We start from the raw sequence: 19,582 nt of genomic DNA on the forward strand, positions 1-19,582 counted from the left end.
TATCTTCATATGTTAGTAGCTAGTGCTAACATCTGGGCTGGTGGGTTAGCATCCGAAGCGGCTATTGATGATAAACCTCAACAGACACATCTTCAGGTATCTCCAGCTGACTTTGCTTCGTTGCGGGGCTACAGAACTCATCGAGAGTTCCGCTCCATGTAGGCTCTCCTGCGGAGACATTACACGTCTGGTACAGGCTCTTCCAGAGGTGGGCCCGGTCGTATACTGAGACATCTTGTGGCATCAGTGTGAACACTGAGCTTGACGCGGTGACGAGGAGTTTGTGCTTCATCCTGCTCATGGCGACATTGAGGCGGTTGGGTGCGAGGATGAAATCAGACTCATTGTGGAGGAACTGGGGGTCAGCAGCGGTTGCAGAGACGGTGATAATGTCACGCTGGTCGCCTTGGTAGCGCTCAACGGTGTCAACGTCGGCGTCGGTGACGGCCGTGCTCAAGAGGCCACGCTGAGCATTGTGTGGGGTAACGATTCCGAATGTTTCCTTTGGGTGTCTGTCTTCAGCGAGAGTGTGACAGATTGCTGCCTCGACTGGGTTTGACTGCTGGCTCGTCATATCGTCGTGAATGATAAGCGTGAGCGGTTTGTCGGGGTTGAGAGCAGCTGCGGAGCCATCAGTAGAGGGCGACGGGTCAGGTGTAGTCCATGTTCGCTCTGTGTTGTAGGTCAAGTTATCCTGTTCGTATATGTTCTGGCTCAGGAAGTCGGTGACTTGCTTGTGTGACCTGTAGCCTTCTGGGAGCTGGATGAGAGGGACGTCATAGTCGATGTCACGGAGTTCTGGGAGTAGGGTATCTGCGTCGATCTCCTCGACCGTGTCGAGGGGAAGATCTCCACGCAGGAGTCGGACGAAGTCAAGTAGAGAGAGGTTCCCAGCGTACTCGAGGATAGTGCGACGCGTCTCACCTTCCCATTCGTGTTTACGGATAGGGGGCATCTGCCTGTGGTCGCCTGAGAGGAGGAACTGTGCTGACGGACGCGCGAAGGCACCTGCGAGAAGGAACGATGGGAGACTCGTCATTGACGCCTCGTCGACGGCGACAAGATCGAAGAACCCTACCTGTTCATCGAGCCATTCTACAGGGCTTGTATCTGGATCGAGATTATCTATCAGCTTGTAGAGCCGCGCAGGTGTGGTGAAGATCATTGTATGCGGGCGATTTGAGGTCCCCGTCGCACTCGCCGGCAATGGACCACCAGACTGGCCGTCGCTCTTCCCCTGCGTTCCTTCATTCTCTTTTTCGTCGCCAGCTGCTCCAAAGAGCCCTGTAAGTGTCGTTTGGCCGTCGACCTCCTGTTCAGGATCAGGGTTGCGTATCGGTGCGGTCCCGGCGCCGTGTTCTGAGAGGGTGTGTTGTGCGGTCTGGTTGTCCCGAATGCGGGTGGCAATGTCCTCGAATGACAACCCTCCGCTTGTTTGGTCATCTTCATCGTAACTGAGGTACGAAACGCCCTCTAATTGCTTCTCTTCTCGTGGCGGGGTGCCCACAAGCCGGATGAGGTCCGTATCAAACTCAATTGGATTGATCCCCTCGCTGGCCTGAGTTGTTGCGCCCTGTACTCGGGTATCCGTTGCGGTTACGTCGGGGGAGGCAGTGTAAAGCGGGGAGGACTGATAATCTACGTATGTACTTGCGACGTCCTCGAGTGCCTCGTCGATTGCCTTGTTCGACTCAGCGACTACCAGACTGATCGTTGAGTCGCCGTCGACGCCGGCAGCAAACAATCTGGAGAGAAGCGCTGGCGCCAGCGCACCGCTTGTTTTTCCAGTACCCGGAGGCCCTTGTAGGGCGACTAGTTGTGAGGTGTTCTCCCTCGCAAATGCCTTCTGTGCGTCATTGGGTTCGAATTCGAGTGTGTTGGATGCCCAATCGATGAACGCCTCTATCCCCCGGTCGGGGAACCTGTCTGTTGTCGGGATGGGTTCTGGTTCTCCCGGCGTTGTCGGGGTGTCTGTCAGTAGAGAATTGATGAAGCCAGCCGCAAAGCCTCCACTCTTAGAGTCGCTGAGCGCTTCATAGATGCGTTGGCTAGTCAAATCGTCAGGGCGTTCATCCAGAATGAAGACTGAGTTCTTTTCGAAAAGGACTGTACCGTTGTCGGCTTCGCTCGCTTCAACCGTCCAGTCGTCATGGTAGTATTCGAACTCAGTCTCGTTTTTGTAGAAGTACCCCGGCAGCGCACTGAAAGAGATGCGTCCGCTATTGAGGTCAAGCGTATTCAGGGTGATCGGGACGCCACGCTTGAGCTCCCCCGGGCTCGTTGATTTAGGTTGTAGATTGTCGGTGAGCTCATTTGCGACGAGCCATGAGCCCATTCCATCTTCTCCCGCTCCTGAGTGACGGCAGGCGTGGGCGATGACCTCCGGGTTTTCGAAGAACCATTTATACGCCACCCATCCTTCGACAATCAGATTATTCGAATTCTCGTCGATTTTAGCTGACTCAACGGCCATTGGGATGGATCGCCCACTCGCAATTCGGCTTCTTATAGGGCGCTCCAGATGGTCATCGAGATCAGACTGAGCTGTATCGTGTTCGAGGTGGAGGTACTCCATGGAAGCCTGCTTCAGGTCTGATGTGCCGAGAGAAAACTCGTTAAACAGGTCGTCAGGGAAAGCGGTCTTGTCAGTTGCGAGTGCCTTGTGATCGACGCTCCGTTCGATGTGATTTAGCGCATGTGCGAGGCGCCCTGCCATCGTTTCGACGTCTTCGTTCGCCAACTCTACTGGGTCGTCGTCGGTCGGATCAATATATCGGAATTCACTCAGCGGTGGTGCCTCGTCGTAGTGTTCGCCGAGAGAAGCGATGAAATCGTCTGATAGGTAGCCTTCTGCGGCCGCAAGATATTCGATTGGTACTTGATTTGTCGCTGTCGGCCATAATGGAAACCGTCCGTCTGGGCTGGTGTCTGCGTTCTGTTCCGGGTAGAGCGTCGGTGTAGGAGACGCCGATGTATACGGCGCTTCGTACCCGAAGAACTGGAAAGTGAATGCTTTTCTTAGATTGATTTCTGTCCCGTCTGTTCGCTCGTACTTCATTGAATGCGCAGGTAGGGCTTCACCTGAGCTTCCCGCCCGGAGGAGACTCCAGTACTGGAGTAGCCCATTAGCAGGTGTTCCGAGCGCGAATTGAGAGCTGATCGCAGGCTTGACCGAGCTTAATACGTGTTCGTCGATGCCTCCTCGACTCTGGAGGAGATCTGATAAGGTGTCCACTTCAGGAGTATGATCCTTGTTCCGATCAAGTGCGTCAGTAATTGCCTGTGTGTCCCCATCGGTGAATGTGTAGAAGTGAAGTGGGAGCCCGTCGACATCGAGATCCTTTGCCACCGCCGAGATCGCGGATGAAAGCTGGGTTGTGAAGTCGCGGATAAGTTCGCTTTCGGTAGTTCCCGCTTCAGACTCATTCGTAGGAAATGACGGGAGAGAGGCAACAATAGTCTCAGTCACGTCGGCGTTCACGGCTGTCACCCGAGCTGAGATCATCGCGAGTCGGTTGAACCGCGGATCCGTGTGGGGGATCAGGTAGCACCGGATCAGACTCCCCTGCGGGAAAGAGAGTCCGTCTCCGTACTGGGATAGGTCATATCCCGGATCGTCTTCTGGAAGCTTCGCGTCCCGGCTCCCGGGAATCGCTGACGGCCTGACTCCGCCGAGGGCGCTCCCCGATGAGCTCCTGACCAAGCCAAGGTGCGATTGTGCTTGTATGATGTATCGATGGAGCGACTGGCTGAGAGTCGTGTCGCTCATCAAGCTGTCATATGTTTCCTGATACGCGCGCTTGATGTCTGGTTCCGGCTCGTCTCGCGGATTCGGGTCCGTCGGCTTGTACGCTATATTGGCGAGGTCGGCGATGGTTTCAATATCGTATTGCTCAAGGACGGCTTGCTCTCCGGCACTAATACCGAGTGCTCCCAGTGTACCGTCTTCGACAGCGCTTGTGAAACATGCTGTCCGATGGCGACAATTCGTACATTTACTTCCGAGGCTATACCGGGTTTGAGCCGGCGAGCTGTTCCAGATTTTGTTAAAACGCCCACTATCCGAGAGTAGATTCTTAATATCGAGTTCACGACTCTGGAGATCGAAAGATGGCAGTTCGCTGGGTGTTACAGCGGGTGCGTCATACTGGTCCGTACTGATGTTCTGAATCGATTTCTGCTCGGGGATATCAAGATCCGTGTCTCGGGTTATGACACCCCCTGTAATATCCCACGAGAATGGGGAGTCGATATCGTCTGGGATGGATAGCACTCCATCTGGATCCCCCGGGAGAACGTCTACAGTGTCGGTACAGGTGTGGAATCGAGACTGAAGGGACTTCTTCGGTGACTCGTTCGTATCACATGCGGATGGCTCAAGCCACGGGATCGCCGAGAGAAACTGGCGAAGAAGGAGGGTGTAGACCGCAACTTGCGCTTGATGGTACGTCTGGACTTCAGATGATGCCTTAGCGTCGATGATACAGAAACGGAGGTGAGGTTGGCTGACGTCGTCCGTGGCCGGTGTGCCCCCTCCCGTGTCTGTAAGCGGTTTGCTGGCCTCTGTCGCATCACACCGCCAGATGAGTAGTGCGTCCGCTTGACCACCTAACGGCCACGTTCCAAGAGCGGGTGCGAGGTGTGCCTGTGTGATTAATAGGTGACCGTCGGGCGTGGGGTGTGTTGCATACTCATAGATGGCTTCACCAAGGTCTCTGCGACTCTTTTTCCACTTATCAGCTGGAGTTGCTCCATCCGAATATGAGTCAGTATAGTCGTAATGTGTGTGGGCTCTAGCCGAAAGCCTTTGCTCGACAGCACTCTCAAACGCGATCCCGTCCGCGGCCAAGACAGGGCTAAGGGGATCATAGGGCGCATTGTACGAGTACTGTTCAAGATGATTTTCTTCGAACTCTTCACTCACTTGGAACTCAAAGAGCCGGGGACACTCTGAATGTGAGATGTACTGTGCGATATCAGTTGGAGACAGTTTGGGTCTAATCCCCTCTTTCGCTGCTAGCGTCTGCTTGTAGTTCGTTGGAGGATTCTGTGGAGGCATAGTCCAATCACATAGACTACCTGAATATAAAATACCGGCCTAGAGTGGATATGAGGCGCCACTAACTGGAACCCGGCATTTCTAGCAGCCGTAGCGACCGTGGTTTCATATTGGGGGAGAGTATGAATGAAGCATATGAGAGACCCTAACGCTGCTAGTGGCATTGGAGATGAGTCCTCTCGTGGAAGTCCAGACTCGACTTTGGGAGCGGAAGATACCGAACCCGAGGAAGGGGTCCACGATGCTGAAGTGCTAACGGAGACTAGAGAAGCTGTTCAACTAGTTGTCGGGTCGGGACCAAACACTACAACCGAAATCGTATCGAAATCTGACTTGCCAGACGAATTTTGCCGCTCTGGGGCTCAATTTGAGGTTGAGATGAGAGCGGGTACCGCGATCAAGGCACGTCAGACCAAAACATCAGATTGGACTAGATTGTAATTTTTGTCCGGTGTGAACGTTGGGGCTTCCCAAGCGTTCGGATACCATGAGTCGTGTCAGGGGACGGTATCAAAAAGGATAATATCCGGTTGTCAGTGCGTGTTTAGCCACAGAACAGGCCTCTAATCATGGTTTGAGATACGGGCTGATTGAGCGCTTCTGGAAATACCAACTGGGGCGAAAATGCCATTCTATCTTAATAGTAATCTACTGGGATGCGGTGTGCGTATCGTCTGATCTGTACTATCTTCGGTGGGCAATGTCACCGATACTTAACTAAAAACGATAATAGGCTTTAAATACATTGCGTTCAGATTTTACCTCAAGATGACTCAGCCAGTGGGAGCGGGATCAAAATGCGGGTGTAAAGTTGGCGACGTTGCGTCCCAACTTGGTCTTACAGATATTGATGAAGAGTTGGTTGGTCGTTGGAGTGGGGACCACCCTGAACAGATGAGCGTCAGGGAGTTGGCTGATTATTTCAATACCCGAGTTCTCAAAAAACTCTTTGAAGAATCTGACACTGGATTCATGAAGAGCCAAGCAGGCCCATTCTATGATATTTTGTCTCAGGATCCAGATGATGAGGAGTCGCCTCAGTCAGCTCGACGTGACCGCGAGGAACTAATCGAGGATCTTGAGGAATCTGGCTTTGATGTAGATAAGATCACCACGGATTACTTCGTCTCATACCAATCTATCTACACCCATCTCACAAAATGTTTAGAAGTTGAGTCTCCCTCTGCGAAGAATCAGAGTGAGAATTCCCTCGCTAACGATCAAGATACGGTTCGTCGAATTACGGCAAAAGCAGCTAAGATTGGAGAGACATTGATGAATAGGAACGTGGAAGATTCTGACGACGTATCTGGTCGTCTTGAGATTAGTGCTTCCGTTGATATTCGATGCGATGAGTGTGGATACAAAAAGTCTCTCGTGAGTTTTCTCGAGGACGGTGGGTGCTATTGCTCCGATGTCCATGTTGAGGACAAAAATTCTGAGAACGGTGGTTCGGGAGATGCCAAAGTGAGGAAGGAGTCAGACGGCGGCAATACTGTTGCTGACGGTGTTGGAGAGCAAGCGCTCCCGACTTCCGTTGAGGACAAGTAATTTGTACCTAGTGGACTGATATTTATAGAGTTAACAATGAGTAACACATTTAAACCGGCTAAAATTGGCATTACGAACCTTGGTGGCATTGATAGCCGATCGGCAGCGCTCGAGCCCGGCATCAACATTCTTTCCGGAGCGAACGCGACTAATCGTACTTCTTTCTTAGAGGCACTTGCGACAGGGTTGGGAGGGTCTTACTCTTCTGTGAAGTCAGGAGAAGACGCCGGTAGCGTCATAATCCAGTTGGGCGATGAAGAATACACTCGAGAAGTCACAGATAAGGGCGCTAATTCGGTTGTATCTGGAGATGGCTATGTAGACGATGTGACTGACATCGCTCCATTCGCATGGTTGTTTATGGACAATGACATCCGACAGGCCATGCGGAACTTAGACACTAGTGGGCTTGCGGATCTGGCGATGCTGCCTGTGGACAAGGCTGCTATTGAGGCTCGAGAAAGAGAGTTAGTAAATCAGAAGCAATCGCTCGATGAGCAAATTCAGGAAGCCAAACAGAAACAGGATCAAGAAGTTTTAGCTCAAGAAGAGCTTACTTCGCTTGAAGATAGGAAAGCGGAGTTAGAGGAGAAAATCGCTCAGAAGCAAGAAGAAATTGAAGCTGCTGATGATGAGAGTAGCGATCAGGATGAACGAAGCAAGCGGCTTGACACTCTTTCATCTGATAGGAAGTCTTTGAGGGGGGATTTAGACGATCTCGAAGGGAAGATTGAGCGAGCGAAATCACGGATTGAGTCTCTCGAAGAGAGTCGAGAATCAACAATTGCTGATCTTGAAGACGCGCGCTCAGCGTTCGGCAATCTTGACGTAGATCCAGATGCTGCTGAAGAACAGCGTCGTGAGATCCAGACTCGAGCAGAAAGATTGAACGACACGGTCAGCGCTATCGATTCGGTTGTGTCGTTCAATCGTGAGATGCTACAAGATGACCAGAGTGCCTTGCGAGAGAGATTAGCGGGCTCTGAGGGCGAGTCTGACGTTCAAGATATCACACAGCAGCTCTCACAGGGTGAAATACAGGAAGATGCTTCTGTGAATTGTTGGACTTGTGGCTCAGAGACGAGTGTTGCGGATATAGAAGATCAAATACGAGCGCTCAGCGAGCAGCGTGAAGCACTGAGTGAGGAGGCAGACCAACTTTTAGATAGAGCAAGTCAGCTACTAGACGATGCTCAGAGGTATAGAGAACTTGAGGGTGAAATAACGCGGCTTGAAAATCAGAAAGAAGACCTGAAAACACAGATCGAAGAGAAGCAATCGGATATTGAAGAGTGGAAAGAGGAGCGTGAGAACACGCAACAGCAGATCGCGGATCTAACAGAGGAAATAGATGAATTGCAGTCTGAGATACAGGAGGAAGACGATGAAGAAGATAAAATTGTCTCGTTAAAATTAGAACGCAAGGATCTTGAGGGTGATCTCAGTAGTGTAGTCAAGCAGATTGAGCTGGAGAAAGAAAAACTCAAAGAGGCTGAAGAGGCCAAAGAAAACGAAGAAGAGCTGGAAGAAAAGCGTGAGAGTGTACAGGAAGAGCTGACCTCTGTGCGCGAGAAAATTAGCGATCTGGAAGAGGAGGTCGTTGAACGATTCAACAGCCACATGGAGGACCTTATCGACATCCTTGACTACGGCAACCTTTCGCGCGTCTACATTGACAGAAAACAAGAGACACAGAGAGGGACGTCAGAAACAAAATTTGATCTCCAGATTGTTCGGGAAACTGCTGACGGGTCAGTAGTCCGAGATGACCTCTCGAATCTGTCAGAGAGTGAGCGAGAGGTTGTGGCGATCGCTTTTGCGCTCGCTGGATATCTGACTCACGACATATCTGAGAGGATGCCGTTCATTCTATTCGATTCGGTTGAGATGATCGACGGGGAACGTCTCAAGCGATTGCTTGACTACTTCGAGGAAGATTCAGAATATATCGTAGCTGCGCTCTTGAAGGAAGATGCTGATATCGTTTCTGGTGAGTCGACTAACACTGTTGCTTTTGACGAGTCTGCTCTCGCTGACTAACCTTTCGCGATTCCCTCTGTTTTTCGGCTGTCACTCTAGTTGGTCGGGGTTGTCTGCGTACTTTCCTACACGCATCACCCAGAACTTATCGTTCACTTCTAGTATACGTTCTCGCTTGAGTGCGACTGATAGGAGGTTTTCAACTTGCTCCTGACTGATCTCGTTTGATTCGATCTGGTTGTAGACGTCCTCTGGGGTTACGGGTTCATTGTTTGCCACGATGTCGACAACTTCGTCCAGTGATGTTGGAGCGTCCATGTCAAGTGTGGATCAAAGTTATATCGACTCTCTCAAAAGACTCGCGCCACCGGCCGTGGCTTTTCCATCACTACGGTTTTGCGACCCCGTTGTAACTATGTGTGTTCGCTATCTTCTCTATCGTATGGCTGGTAGAGACTTGTCTGAGTGTGTTGAGTCAAACGGTACCATCACTGGCCGCCGTAGACTGCTCTCATCGATTGGGGCGGTAACAACCTTCGGCTTGTCTGGGTGCTTGGGATCTGCTGAAAGTTGGCGAGAAACCGCTCTCAGAGAGGAGGACAAGAGCGAGCCAACTGGTGGCTCAAATGCTACTAAAGACGCCTCTGAGAGTGCTACTGATATTCAGACATTCCCAGACGGGTATGGAGCAGATGGCGTTGTCTCGTCTGTAGATGTCATTACTCAATTGGTCGCTTTCTTACGCGAATCTAATCTCACTTGTGAGGTTGAATCGGCCTATCGCCCAAACGGAAGCGAGCTCGCGTGGCGACGTCACGGTACGTTTAGGCGCGACCCTGAAGCAAATCGTGCAGTAGTAGATTACCAATCTGATGGACTTGATGAGCAGAACCGGTCGGCCTCTGTTGACGACACAGTACTACACCAAGGCTCTATTGAGAGCGAGTTCGAGTCACAAGGGCGCGCGGTAGACTACTTGCTACAACCGATCGGACGAGTCATCGAGCGCTACTTGATACGATTTGATCTGGCTATTATTGGAGAACCCGACCCGGGAACTCTCAAGTACAATGTTAGGGACTTCGCTGATACTCAATACTTACCAGTCACCAGTGGGACGGCATCTGGCTCCTATATGATAGAAAAAGATGGAGACCTTGTCCGAGCATCTGCTAAGGTTATCCAAGAGGGAGCTGTTGTCTTCACCCAGTCAATTCAGGTCAAGAAGGTAGGAGCTACAGATCTGGAAACCGAGTCACAGTAGCGGAGTGGCGGGGACGTTTGTATCCTTACAAGCACTATAGACAACCTCACTTGGGGCTCTCTGTATATTGGTCCCGGTGAAATCCGGACAGTCGACGGGTGGTGAGACGTCGACGACAATTCCGTCGAATCCTTCAAGCTTGCTCCACTGGCGTATGTGTCCGAGAAGTTCTCCGACTTTCGTGGAAAGGTGGACACACGCGCTTGGTGCGACTGCTAAGGCAGTCACGCGCGCCTTTGTGTCGCGGCGCGGGGACGCGCTCTGCTCGCTCTCTGAACGGCAAATCGCGCGCTCACCAGCCGAAGTGTACCTGTCAATGGGGGGCTGGACGACACATGCGAGTGCAATTATATCCCCATCGGCTGCGTAGCCATAACACGCATCGGCTTGATTTAGATGGGACTTGAGCTCTTTAGCGGTGAATTGTGACTCTCTAGCCGCAGTTGTCTCGAGGATCTCTTCGGTCATTTCCCCTACGCCCTCTGTTGGGCGATTCAGTCTTAGTACCCCATTTGGTGATGCCCCCGAATCAGGTGACGGCTGAAACGACTTTCCTGACAGAGTCGTTTGTTCGACAGTTTCTCCGTCAGTTTGTCTGGAGTCATAGGAGCTACCAAACTGTGTGTCTTCGAGCTCATTAAGTGGTGAACAGTCGGTGAGGCGGGCAAGAAATGGCTTTAGTTCATACTCATGGCGCTCTTCCCTTCCAGAACGGTTTGTCCATGTAGATCCATCCACTTCGCTCGACTGCTCTTCCCTGAACCCAGCTGCCCGGTAGATTGTTCCCCTGTTATCGTCGACCCCCGCGTAAGTCAAAAGTGTTTCATATCCGCTCAAGGCTGCCCATCTTCTAGCGCGGGCGATGAGCCACGTTGCCACGTTTTCTGGACGGTTAGGGTGGGCTGCGTACCGAGTTAGATTTGTCACTTCGCCATATTTAGGATGCTTTCCGCCAGCGTTCGGATCAATCTTGCGGCTGGGCGGCCTCCCTAATGTTGTAAGCGCAACAATGTGGCCTTCAGGGGAGACAGCCGCAAAGACTGCTTTCCACCCTTGAACATCTCCCAGCCGATGATCGACTAGGGGAGACTCGAGGAAGTCTGATACCTTTGCTCGGCTCCGAAGTCGGACGCACTTCAGGTCTCTCGTGCTAACTGCGGGAGACTTGTAAGGGCGAGTTGGTTCGTCAAGATACAGCTCAGTCTCATCAATCAGCCCCGACCGTCTTGTGGACTCCGGGAAGAGGGAACCAGAATGATGTGCGGGGGACGACTCGCGGGCAGCAATCCCGAACTCAGTTGGGGAACGGTTTAATATTAAAGGGATCCACCAACAGTCGTGCGGATGCGGAACTGACTCACAAACAATTTTGAGCGCCCCACTTGCCGATCGCCGATCAAGCGTGTGCTGGTCGACGTCGGTACATTCACCCGCAAGGGGTGGCGATAACCAGTGGCACGTCAGCGACAGTGACTCACCTTGCGTAGGAGCGAGCCAGCCATACGATCCAGCTTCAGTATCGTAGATCAAGTCGTAGTTCTGTGGGTAACTCCGCAATGGGTTCGTATTTGGCAATTCAAGAGTGTGAGCAGGGGCCGGGGGAGACGGAGACAACTTTTCGATTGAAGCGGTTGTCTCGCTGGCGACATTCCTAACTGACTTGGCCTCATTATCAACGTGATTGACTTGACGGCTGGCGATTGTGTTCATTATATTTATCGAATAGGAAGTGTTTTTGATCTTTGATCAGACTGGCGGTAAGAGTTCTTGACTCCGAACGAATCAGCAGGAGACACCAATATACAAAAAATAAATCACCGAGTACTCAATTCAGGGGTACTACATATTATATGTCGCTATATCATATAGTATTCTGAAACCGGACCCAAAATTCACCCAAGATTCATAGTTGATAATACGTACGAACATATTTATAGGGTTCAGAGTTCATTTTGGGTATAGGATGGTCTCTCCGCACAGCCTTACTGGAAGGGGTAACTCGGTGGAGTCTGAGGATTATGGCTCACACCGCTTATTGGACCCCGGAGTTGAGTTGGCTGATCTCACAGTGAAATTACAGGCTATCAACCGCCTTTCGCTTAGGGATCGTTTCCACTCGGCAATGTTTCTACCAGCGGGCTCCCTCCTTGAGTCTGCTGCCGCCCAGATATCGGAGGAGATCTCCGGTGCGGTTGAGGTTAATGGTGAAGCAGCAGATTTTGAAACGGTAATTGGCACGATCAAGAACGGACAGGTGAATCACGGGATCCTGTTCGAATGCGAACCTTCCCTTGTCGTGATCAAACGGCCTGAAGCACTCCCCGTGGATGTACTCAAAGCGGTTGAATCAGTACTCTCAACTGGAGAGTATACGTTCTCTCGAAGCGGTACTCACACAACACTCCAATCACCTGCTTCGATACTGTGCTTGTCAAGCCCAGTAAACGGGTGTTTTGAACATGAAGTCCCATTACTTGAGCAAGTTGAGTGCCCACCTCAACTTCTGTCCGCTGCCGGTCTCGTTGTTGCCGATTCACCGTGTGTCGAACTGGAATCTGAGTACCTTTCTTCGGATCAGCTCGTTCCAGATGAGGGGCCGTACACGTCGTCGGTAGACGAACCACAATTTAGCAACCATGCAGAGTGTGAGATCAAGGCAACCGTCGAAGCTGATGAGAACAGCGGCCGGTTTTGTGGCGAACCCTCTTATGGACCCCATTCTGCCATTACCGACAAGCAGCAGGCGTATCAAACGATGCGAAAGTTGGCAGCCGGGTTCGCGCGGTTCCGCGAGGACAATCACGTCGATGACTCTCCTCACGCTACATCAGCTAGGTTCCTCAATTGGGAGCTTCAAGACCGAATAAACCGCATCCAGTTGAAGTCAAAGAGTACCGATGAGCTGTCGTTGTTGCGCTGAAGCGGTTGGCTAATGTTTTCTCGGATGATCGCTACTTCCCACACTCGTCCGTTGCCGGTGTATCACCCACCCGTGTTGTGAACTACTCAAGAAACAGAAATCGGAAGGGTGCTCACTTTGGAGACATTCCACGAGCGTCTTCGAGCAGGTTACTCATGGCAAAGGCCATTATCTGGGTGTAGTCGTCGTTGAAGTGGTTCATCGGCTCGACGCCTTCGGGGAAGGTCACATCGAACACGATCGAAGTGCCGTTTGGAATACTGGTGATATTGGCGACCTTCAGGTGGGAGCTGTCCGGTATTCCTAGTTGCTTGTTGTTGTAATCCATCGTATATCGGTCTCCAATATTTACCGTGTGGCCGCTATCTAGTGTTACTTTCTTCATAATGGCCGCACATTACCTAGCGAAAAATGCTGATAGCGATGTTCTAATTTTCTGCTTGAATTACCTGTTCTAGGTTATCCATCTCCCTCTCTGTCTGGACTTTTTTCTTTGGAATGCCGGTCAAGCGGGGGTTTCACTCAATTTCGTCGAGGAGGTCACTGGCAGTCGCGTTGGTGCTGATGAATTTCCCAACAGCTTGTGGTTTTTCTGTCACAACGTCTTCGGCGGTCTCGTATACAGCATACGCTGTTCTAAAACCATCTGTCTTCAGTTAAGCAAGAAACCGCGTGATAGCGGAGGCTTATCGAGACATCTTTCGGAAGGAATGAGGAAGCCGAGTTTGTGCCCAACGGCTCCTCATCTCGAATTATGCGTCGGCTCACTACACTGTTTCCCTCTGAGTTTCTCGAAGAGCACGCCGAGGAACTCGGCGTGGTCGAACGTGACCGCAAGCTTCAGATCCCTGCCTTCGTCTGGACATTTGTGTTCGGTTTCGCCGCAGGCGAAAGCCGAACACTCGCCGGGTTCAGACGATCTTACAACTCAACTGCCGATGAGACAATCTCGCCCAGCGGGTTCTATCAGCGGTTGACGCCGACGCTTGCGGAGTACCTCCGCGACCTCGTCGAGCGCGGTCTCGACGAGGTCGCTGTTCCTGATGCTGTTGACGCTGATATCGACCGATTTAGAGACGTGATGATCGCCGATGGAACGGTGTTGCGGTTACATGAGTTTCTTTCAGATCAGTTCGAAGCCCGCCACGAGGAGCAGGCTGGAGCGAAGCTCCACCTGCTCCACAATGCCACAGAGCAGACGATCGAACGGATCGATACTGCTGACGAGAAAACACACGACAGCACCCTGTTCAAAACAGGGCCATGGCTTGAGAACCGCCTCATGCTGTTCGATCTCGCCTACTTCAAGTACCGCCGGTTTGCGCTGATCGACGAGAACGACGGCTACTTCGTGAGTCGGCTGAAGCAGAACGCGAACCCGGTGATTACGGCAGAATTACGGGAATGGCGCGGCCGCGCCATTCCCTTGGAGGGCAAGCAGCTCCGAGCTGTTCTCAACGATCTCGATCGGAAGTACATCGATGTGGAGGTCGAAGTCGAATTCAAACGAGGGCCGTACAATGGGACGCAGTCGCTAGATACGAAGCGATTTCGCGTCGTCGGCGTCCGCGACGAGGACGCCGACGACTACCACCTGTACATAACGAATTTAGCGAGGAAAGAGTTCTTTCCGGCGGATTTAGCGGAGATCTACCGCTGTCGGTGGGAAGTTGAGTTGCTGTTCCGGGAGCTGAAGACGCAGTACGAATTGGACGAGTTCGACACGAGTGACGAACACGTGGTGAGGATCTTATTGTACGCAGCGCTGCTGTCGCTGCTTGTAAGCCGCGATCTGTTGGATCTAGTCACTGAGCAGGCGGATGATGAGCTTGTGTTTCCGACAGAGCGCTGGGCGGCGACCTTTCGGTCGCACGCCCAGCTTTTGCTCCACGAACTCGGCGAGTTCCTCGGCTACTCACCACCGCCGCTGCTCGACCGGCTGATCGAAGACGCTCAAAAGATCCACAAACGACGACCAATCTTACAAGAGACACTCGCTACCGCTACACAACCGAGGTGTGAGTCTTAACTGAAGACGGATGGTTCTAAAACTCTCCCCGAGTTCGGCTTGTATTTCTCTGGCCGTACGATCGTTGTCCGACAGCGCGACGACGTCATACGAGTTGAACACTACTATGATCTCGTCAATGCCCTCTGGTGGCTTTGATAGCTCTCCGTTCTTTGCCGCTTCTGGACTGCCGAAAAACGGCCCTGTTGCGCACCGCGCATCGGCGTCGGCTGATAGCATCTGCTGGAGGTGGATTGCTTCTGTGGCGTCTGATAAGACTGCGAAGGGAGTCCAATCGCCCCCAAAGCTATCCATTACGACGAAGTGATTCATTTTGTCAGGCGCTGGTGTGTGTGGCTTAGTTGGCATTGTCGGTGACACGAACGTTGATGACTCGATTCTTGTCTCTTTTCCGTACCGCTGTTCAATCATCTGTACCGCCATCCGGAGGCTCGCAGGAAGTATCCGGTGGCTGCCAGCTGTTCGACTCTAACGGGAGCAGCATGGCACAGATGCTCTCCCTTGACATGTGTTCTGGAGTTGTGTGAGTAGTTCCTATCTTCTCCGTGTAGATGTTCGTTGTACGGCTTTCTCCAAGTTCTCCGTAATGGAGGACGTACCATATCTTGATGAGATCGATCTTGACTATCTCTGGGTCACCTCGGAACTTGTGGGTTGGTTTTGCTCCTATCGCGGTCTGGATTTTGTGATCGGAGTTGCTGTGTACTATCCCTTTCAGCAATGCGCTGATGCGCTTAGAGATAGCTGGTGTGTCTGACGGCCATTCAGCGGGTATCGTGTCATTGGAATCTCTGGAGTTTCCGGTCATAGTATTGAGCTGAATCGGGGCTGGTTATACTACTTGATAAAAGAGCGCAAGAGAAGCCCTTGAGTTGTCTGGTCTTAGATGATGTTTTCAGTAACGAATTCAGGTGCGCTACTCTCTCTTATCGGTGTAGAGTTTGTCTTGTGGGGCGACATCTGTCCCTCCAAGTCTTCCTTCAGGGGTTCGGAGGTATTTACCGACGCCACCCTCTGTGAAGCTCTTGAGAGACTGCTGTTCCATCTTTGGTGCGGGACACGGTATAAGACGGACAGTGCGAAAGAATCCACCACGTGTACTGCCACGGGATAGCAGAGCGGATTGATTGCTTAGACCAAGTATGAGGCACTCCTTTTGCTTGAGCAAGTTCAGCAGGTGATTGGTCGCCTCGAGTATCGATCGTGATTGAGGCAGTACCTTCGGTGTACGCTTCAGGGACATCAAAGGTAGTTTCGAAATGACGCTCAAGATCGAAATCTTCCCCGAAGAAGAGGCCATTACACCGAGTGTTAGCGTCTAGGTCACCGGCTCGAGTCGCGCCCGGAACGTTTTCAATCACGTAGTGTGCGGAACGCTGAAGAAGAAATTTTCTTAATTCCTCGGTAATCCTCGGATTTTCATTGAGTGCTGCCTCTGCGCTCCCGTAGTGTGTAGCTGATAGCGGTGAGTATGCGGTACAGGGGAATGAAACCCAAATTAGATCTGCGACAACGCCATCAAATGGCGGTCCATTATTCAGCAAGTCTGCTTGGATGAAGTTACCGGGGTAGTCCTCTCCATATGGCTCTATGTCGACGCCGAAGTACATGTTTCTCGGAAACCATTCGTCGAGAGCTCGACCTACCCCACCACGGCCGCAGAAGAAGTCCGCGACCTGAACTCTCCATTCGCTTGTCCACGTTTGCGGCCAGTGGGACCGATCAAACCGGGGCGACTCTCGGATTTTACCTTTTTGCTGGGGGCGAGAGTGTTTGGATTTCATTGTGGAAAATCACCCATACAGCTAAACAAACAACATCACTTGAGTTCTGGAAGAGTACTGAGGAAGTCTTGACGGGTGGCGTCGCAGGTCTTGTCTATCTTGTTTCCGTGTTCCTCACCGAACAGTCGGATCTCACCTTCACCTGTGACGCAGACATCTACAAAATCTGTTGAAGAGCTGTTTGTTACTCTGAGACAGTTATGTGGGAGGTATATGACGGTGCGATCGCTGTACGTCCTGTTAACCCACTCTTCTATATCGGTTATCTCGACGTGGTTACTGTTGCTCATGAATGTGAAAATTCTCTGGGGCAAGCTACCTGTGCCCCGCCGCGTTGTTACGAGTATTTCCCGTAGTCGGTCTGTTCAGTTTTCTCTTCAACGACTTTGTGGCCAGTTGATTCACTTACCCTCTGCTCAGCCTTTTCAGCTGTTTCGGCCACTCGCTTGTGTGTTTCATACCGGAAACCTGAGGGTGCCCCCTGATCAGGAACTTTTGCCGTGACACTCCATTCTGCGATCATCTCGGTGCCCTCTTCTGCTGCACCTTCATCAACGACGCTGAACACTTCGTCCATTTTCCAAAAGATATCGTCCCATGACTTCCCATCAGCTCTGAGGTTTTCGACGACCTCGGTGAACGGATTGTCATCAGGGAGGCCGCCTGCTTCCTCGACAGCGATCTCGGCTCGTTTTTTTGGATCCTTCGGCTCGGGGAATTCGGGTTGGGGTTTGGGTTCAGTCATTGTATTACGATGTGGGTCGCTACCCAATAAGATATAGAGGGGTTACCCCCTTACGCTAGCGGTTCCGACTCTGTCTCGAGGTCTTCGAGGTCGATCTTTGCCTTTTCATTGTCTGTTTCAAGACAAGCAGCAAACATTTCGAGCGCCTCGCTTGGGCTGTCTTCTCGAATGGCGCCTTCCATGTTCTCGTTTTCTACCTGCCACATGGTCCGTTCTTCATCATCGATTCGGTCCCGGACTAGTACTTCTCGCAGGGTAAAGTCGACTTCTGTTAGGTCAGCTGTTGGCATAGCGTGGTTGGTGGGTAGGTTACTACCCATGCCCCGGCACGGAGACGAGCCGTGCTACTCCAACGGGGTTGAATTGTGTTCGACTCTGTTATTGGGTTCATGTGAACTGGGGTGTGTGGGCCCGAGAATACCCCATATATCGTTTTCTAATACGTACTGTATGTCTGTCCAATACTCGTGTTCTGATCCGCGGAATGCTTCTACGACCTTGTAGTGTTCTGGACACCTTGATGCCTCTTCTAGTAAGGGCACGAGGTCATCACTTATTTCGTCGAGAAGGACGAACCCGATTTTAGTTGGATCCTTTTCTTCAGCGATCTCGGTGACCACGCCCCATTGCCAGCCGTCGTATTCGATGATAGTCCCTCGAGTAAGACCATCTACATGGGGATTGTTATTGATTTGATCATCTGTCCCTGTCGGACTTGATCCACTGGACTCACTCTCTCTACTCATCTTCACTACCTGTCTCTGTATCTAATTTCCGCGTCTCGCTGTACACCGTGTCGATGTACTCACCACTATAGTTTCGGTTCGCGCTTGCTGACTCTCTTGCGTATTCTTCTGTTGGAGCTTCCACGGTGATTGTCTCTCTATGCCTTGTGATGTACTCGAACCGGAACACACCGGGTTCAGCGTCTTGGAAGGGGCCATCGATATGGACTTTTCCTAGTGCTTCGCCGTGGCGTTCTTCGGCTTTCTCTCGAGCTTCTCGTTTTGAGTCGGCAACTACCGCGTAGCACTCTTCATTGTGCCCGTCAGTAGTCCATACTGCCCATCCGAGCTGATCGGCGTCATGTGCTGCGTGGTGGCTTTGATCAGGCATCAAACGGTCCCTCTACCATGTAGACCTCGTAGGAATCAGCTATCCCGACGATACTGTTGATGCCAATCCCCGTTGCCTCTTCTTTTGCCATCTCGATCGCTTTCTCTTTCGTTTCAGCTTGGGGGTGATAATGCTCGTAATCTGCTTCTCCCGGTTCGTGGTCAGGGCCCCATGCGCGGATCCCAATTTCCCATTCAGGCAGCTCTTGGGTCGTATCTTTTTGCTCTGACATGCTTACGTGAGGGTTGTTCGGTGGTTAGATCCGGTCTACTTGGTTGACTTCGTGCTGTATCGCTTCTGGTGGTTCTTCAAACATTAGGCCATTCTTGCGGATGAGATCGCGGGCAAGTGGCGCTGGAATTTCTTTGCTTGTAGCAGTTTCATTGGAGTGCAGCGTGGCGCGCAGGATATAGCTAGCATCACCTCTGCGGCCAACACTAAGCCACATGTCTTCTCGCCCGTCGTCAATAAGGGCGTATCCTTCTTGTGAGATTCTGTTTAGTTGCTCAGAGGGATGTTCCGACTCAGTATCTGATTGTGGCCTCTTGTTGACGTCCGTTCGAACGTGGACGGGGGCTACGTGCCCGTGTTTACAATAGTGCTTGTGCGATGAAGGCCCTCCCCATTTTTCCCCGCCACAAATGTCGCATGTTGGTGGCTCTCGTTCCCATGGGGGTACCGTGAGTCTGTGGAGCATTGTAATGTAGTCAGGCTAAATTATAGCCTGTTGAGACTGCGGGGGCTGCTACTCTGTAGGCTGTCTTCTGTCTTTTGTCGTCTTGATTATATCTGCTCAAGCCTGTTTACCTCTCTTTTGACTTTCTCGGGTGGTTCCTTATATACAAGACCGTCATCCATGATGAAGTCACGGGCTAGCGGTGTTGGAATCTCTTCGCCGTCTGCGATGTCGTTAGAGTGTAGCGTCGTACAAAGGATATGTCCAACATTCCCTTCATAGACGATACTCAACCATTTGTCTTTTTTATCGTCGTTGACGAGGGCATAGCCTTCGTTGGAAATCCGGGTTAGCTGTTCGATGAAGGTGCTACTGTCGGCTTCTGAATGTGTGTCTTCTCTGTCTTTCATGTGTGGTCGCTCGATTTTTCGACCTTCTGCGGCGATCGTGACCTACCC

At 51.7% G+C, this 19,582-nt stretch carries 17 protein-coding genes; 5 read left to right on the top strand and 12 right to left on the bottom strand.

Annotated features, from left to right (window positions below; all coding sequences use genetic code 11):
- Positions 1-61: 61 nt before the first annotated feature.
- The gene (locus EXE48_RS11470; RefSeq protein ID WP_137711468.1) at positions 62-5,059 is read right to left on the bottom strand and encodes an AAA domain-containing protein; all 4,998 of its coding nucleotides are present in this window, start codon (positions 5,057-5,059) and stop codon (positions 62-64) included.
- 768 nt (positions 5,060-5,827) lie between these two features.
- Here EXE48_RS11470 and rdfA point away from each other — a divergent pair.
- Positions 5,828-6,610 carry a rod-determining factor RdfA gene (gene rdfA / locus EXE48_RS11475; protein WP_137711469.1) on the top strand — a complete coding sequence of 261 codons (783 nt, stop codon included), beginning with the start codon at positions 5,828-5,830 and terminating at the stop codon, positions 6,608-6,610.
- A 36-nt stretch (positions 6,611-6,646) separates the two neighbouring features.
- Positions 6,647-8,650, top strand: a complete 2,004-nt coding sequence (locus EXE48_RS11480; protein WP_137711470.1) for an archaea-specific SMC-related protein — start codon at positions 6,647-6,649, stop codon at positions 8,648-8,650.
- A 30-nt stretch (positions 8,651-8,680) separates the two neighbouring features.
- Here EXE48_RS11480 and EXE48_RS11485 read toward each other — a convergent pair whose 3' ends face one another.
- Positions 8,681-8,908: a hypothetical protein gene (locus EXE48_RS11485; protein WP_137711471.1), complete on the bottom strand. Its 228-nt coding sequence runs from the start codon at positions 8,906-8,908 to the stop codon at positions 8,681-8,683.
- A 124-nt stretch (positions 8,909-9,032) separates the two neighbouring features.
- Between EXE48_RS11485 and EXE48_RS11490 the strand changes: the two genes are divergently transcribed.
- A complete protein-coding gene (locus tag EXE48_RS11490) occupies positions 9,033-9,854 on the top strand; it encodes a hypothetical protein (RefSeq protein WP_137711472.1) in 822 nt (273 codons plus the stop codon).
- Here EXE48_RS11490 and EXE48_RS11495 read toward each other — a convergent pair.
- A complete protein-coding gene (locus tag EXE48_RS11495) occupies positions 9,846-10,322 on the bottom strand; it encodes a hypothetical protein (RefSeq protein WP_137711473.1) in 477 nt (158 codons plus the stop codon). The two genes, EXE48_RS11490 and EXE48_RS11495, sit on opposite strands and share 9 nt — an antisense overlap.
- A gap of 1,495 nt (positions 10,323-11,817) precedes the next feature.
- On the opposite strand from EXE48_RS11495, the gene EXE48_RS11500 reads away from it, so the two are divergent.
- Positions 11,818-12,774, top strand: coding sequence for a hypothetical protein (locus tag EXE48_RS11500; RefSeq protein WP_137711474.1), 957 nt, complete (start codon positions 11,818-11,820; stop codon positions 12,772-12,774).
- Positions 12,775-12,886: 112 nt separating this feature from the next.
- On the opposite strand, the gene EXE48_RS11505 is transcribed toward EXE48_RS11500, so the two are convergent.
- Positions 12,887-13,159: a hypothetical protein gene (locus EXE48_RS11505; RefSeq protein WP_137711475.1), complete on the bottom strand. Its 273-nt coding sequence runs from the start codon at positions 13,157-13,159 to the stop codon at positions 12,887-12,889.
- A 369-nt stretch (positions 13,160-13,528) separates the two neighbouring features.
- Between EXE48_RS11505 and EXE48_RS11510 the strand changes: the two genes are divergently transcribed.
- The gene (locus EXE48_RS11510; protein ID WP_137711476.1) at positions 13,529-14,803 is read left to right on the top strand and encodes an IS4 family transposase; all 1,275 of its coding nucleotides are present in this window, start codon (positions 13,529-13,531) and stop codon (positions 14,801-14,803) included.
- Between the two features lie 403 nt (positions 14,804-15,206).
- Here EXE48_RS11510 and EXE48_RS11515 read toward each other — a convergent pair whose 3' ends face one another.
- The 8 genes from EXE48_RS11515 to EXE48_RS11555 all read right to left on the bottom strand — a co-directional run bounded on the left by EXE48_RS11515 (position 15,207) and on the right by EXE48_RS11555 (position 19,534).
- Positions 15,207-15,611: a hypothetical protein gene (locus EXE48_RS11515; protein ID WP_137711477.1), complete on the bottom strand. Its 405-nt coding sequence runs from the start codon at positions 15,609-15,611 to the stop codon at positions 15,207-15,209.
- A gap of 1,011 nt (positions 15,612-16,622) precedes the next feature.
- On the bottom strand, positions 16,623-16,877 hold the full coding sequence (locus tag EXE48_RS11525) for a hypothetical protein (protein WP_137711478.1): 255 nt from the start codon (positions 16,875-16,877) through the stop codon (positions 16,623-16,625).
- A gap of 47 nt (positions 16,878-16,924) precedes the next feature.
- Positions 16,925-17,332 (bottom strand): hypothetical protein, encoded by a 408-nt coding sequence (locus tag EXE48_RS11530; RefSeq protein WP_137711479.1) that lies wholly within the window; start codon positions 17,330-17,332, stop codon positions 16,925-16,927.
- Between the two features lie 50 nt (positions 17,333-17,382).
- Positions 17,383-17,652: a hypothetical protein gene (locus EXE48_RS11535; RefSeq protein ID WP_137711480.1), complete on the bottom strand. Its 270-nt coding sequence runs from the start codon at positions 17,650-17,652 to the stop codon at positions 17,383-17,385.
- Positions 17,653-17,676: 24 nt separating this feature from the next.
- Positions 17,677-17,952, bottom strand: a complete 276-nt coding sequence (locus tag EXE48_RS11540; protein WP_137711481.1) for a hypothetical protein — start codon at positions 17,950-17,952, stop codon at positions 17,677-17,679.
- A 118-nt stretch (positions 17,953-18,070) separates the two neighbouring features.
- The gene (locus tag EXE48_RS11545) at positions 18,071-18,448 is read right to left on the bottom strand and encodes a hypothetical protein (RefSeq protein ID WP_137711482.1); all 378 of its coding nucleotides are present in this window, start codon (positions 18,446-18,448) and stop codon (positions 18,071-18,073) included.
- On the bottom strand, positions 18,441-18,680 hold the full coding sequence (locus EXE48_RS11550; RefSeq protein WP_137711483.1) for a hypothetical protein: 240 nt from the start codon (positions 18,678-18,680) through the stop codon (positions 18,441-18,443). The genes EXE48_RS11545 and EXE48_RS11550 overlap by 8 nt, the downstream gene beginning before the upstream one ends.
- Positions 18,681-19,231: 551 nt before the next feature.
- Complete coding sequence (locus EXE48_RS11555) at positions 19,232-19,534, bottom strand: hypothetical protein (protein ID WP_137711484.1); 303 nt, start codon at positions 19,532-19,534, stop codon at positions 19,232-19,234.
- Positions 19,535-19,582 lie beyond the last annotated feature (48 nt).

It is taken from the genome of Halorubrum sp. ASP1 (assembly GCF_005435135.1).
Taxonomy (GTDB): Archaea; Halobacteriota; Halobacteria; order Halobacteriales; family Haloferacaceae; genus Halorubrum; species Halorubrum tropicale.

Excerpts from the sequence above, each read along its gene's own strand:
- EXE48_RS11470 (WP_137711468.1), bottom strand. The coding sequence starts at position 5,059 with ATGCCTCCACAGAATCCTCCAACGAACTACAAGCAGACGCTAGCAGCG.
- rdfA (WP_137711469.1), top strand. The coding sequence starts at position 5,828 with ATGACTCAGCCAGTGGGAGCGGGATCAAAATGCGGGTGTAAAGTTGGC.
- EXE48_RS11480 (WP_137711470.1), top strand. The coding sequence starts at position 6,647 with ATGAGTAACACATTTAAACCGGCTAAAATTGGCATTACGAACCTTGGT.
- EXE48_RS11485 (WP_137711471.1), bottom strand. The coding sequence starts at position 8,908 with ATGGACGCTCCAACATCACTGGACGAAGTTGTCGACATCGTGGCAAAC.
- EXE48_RS11490 (WP_137711472.1), top strand. The coding sequence starts at position 9,033 with ATGGCTGGTAGAGACTTGTCTGAGTGTGTTGAGTCAAACGGTACCATC.
- EXE48_RS11495 (WP_137711473.1), bottom strand. The coding sequence starts at position 10,322 with ATGACCGAAGAGATCCTCGAGACAACTGCGGCTAGAGAGTCACAATTC.
- EXE48_RS11500 (WP_137711474.1), top strand. The coding sequence starts at position 11,818 with ATGGTCTCTCCGCACAGCCTTACTGGAAGGGGTAACTCGGTGGAGTCT.
- EXE48_RS11505 (WP_137711475.1), bottom strand. The coding sequence starts at position 13,159 with ATGAAGAAAGTAACACTAGATAGCGGCCACACGGTAAATATTGGAGAC.
- EXE48_RS11510 (WP_137711476.1), top strand. The coding sequence starts at position 13,529 with ATGCGTCGGCTCACTACACTGTTTCCCTCTGAGTTTCTCGAAGAGCAC.
- EXE48_RS11515 (WP_137711477.1), bottom strand. The coding sequence starts at position 15,611 with ATGACCGGAAACTCCAGAGATTCCAATGACACGATACCCGCTGAATGG.
- EXE48_RS11525 (WP_137711478.1), bottom strand. The coding sequence starts at position 16,877 with ATGAGCAACAGTAACCACGTCGAGATAACCGATATAGAAGAGTGGGTT.
- EXE48_RS11530 (WP_137711479.1), bottom strand. The coding sequence starts at position 17,332 with ATGACTGAACCCAAACCCCAACCCGAATTCCCCGAGCCGAAGGATCCA.
- EXE48_RS11535 (WP_137711480.1), bottom strand. The coding sequence starts at position 17,652 with ATGGGTAGTAACCTACCCACCAACCACGCTATGCCAACAGCTGACCTA.
- EXE48_RS11545 (WP_137711482.1), bottom strand. The coding sequence starts at position 18,448 with ATGCCTGATCAAAGCCACCACGCAGCACATGACGCCGATCAGCTCGGA.
- EXE48_RS11550 (WP_137711483.1), bottom strand. The coding sequence starts at position 18,680 with ATGTCAGAGCAAAAAGATACGACCCAAGAGCTGCCTGAATGGGAAATT.
- EXE48_RS11555 (WP_137711484.1), bottom strand. The coding sequence starts at position 19,534 with ATGAAAGACAGAGAAGACACACATTCAGAAGCCGACAGTAGCACCTTC.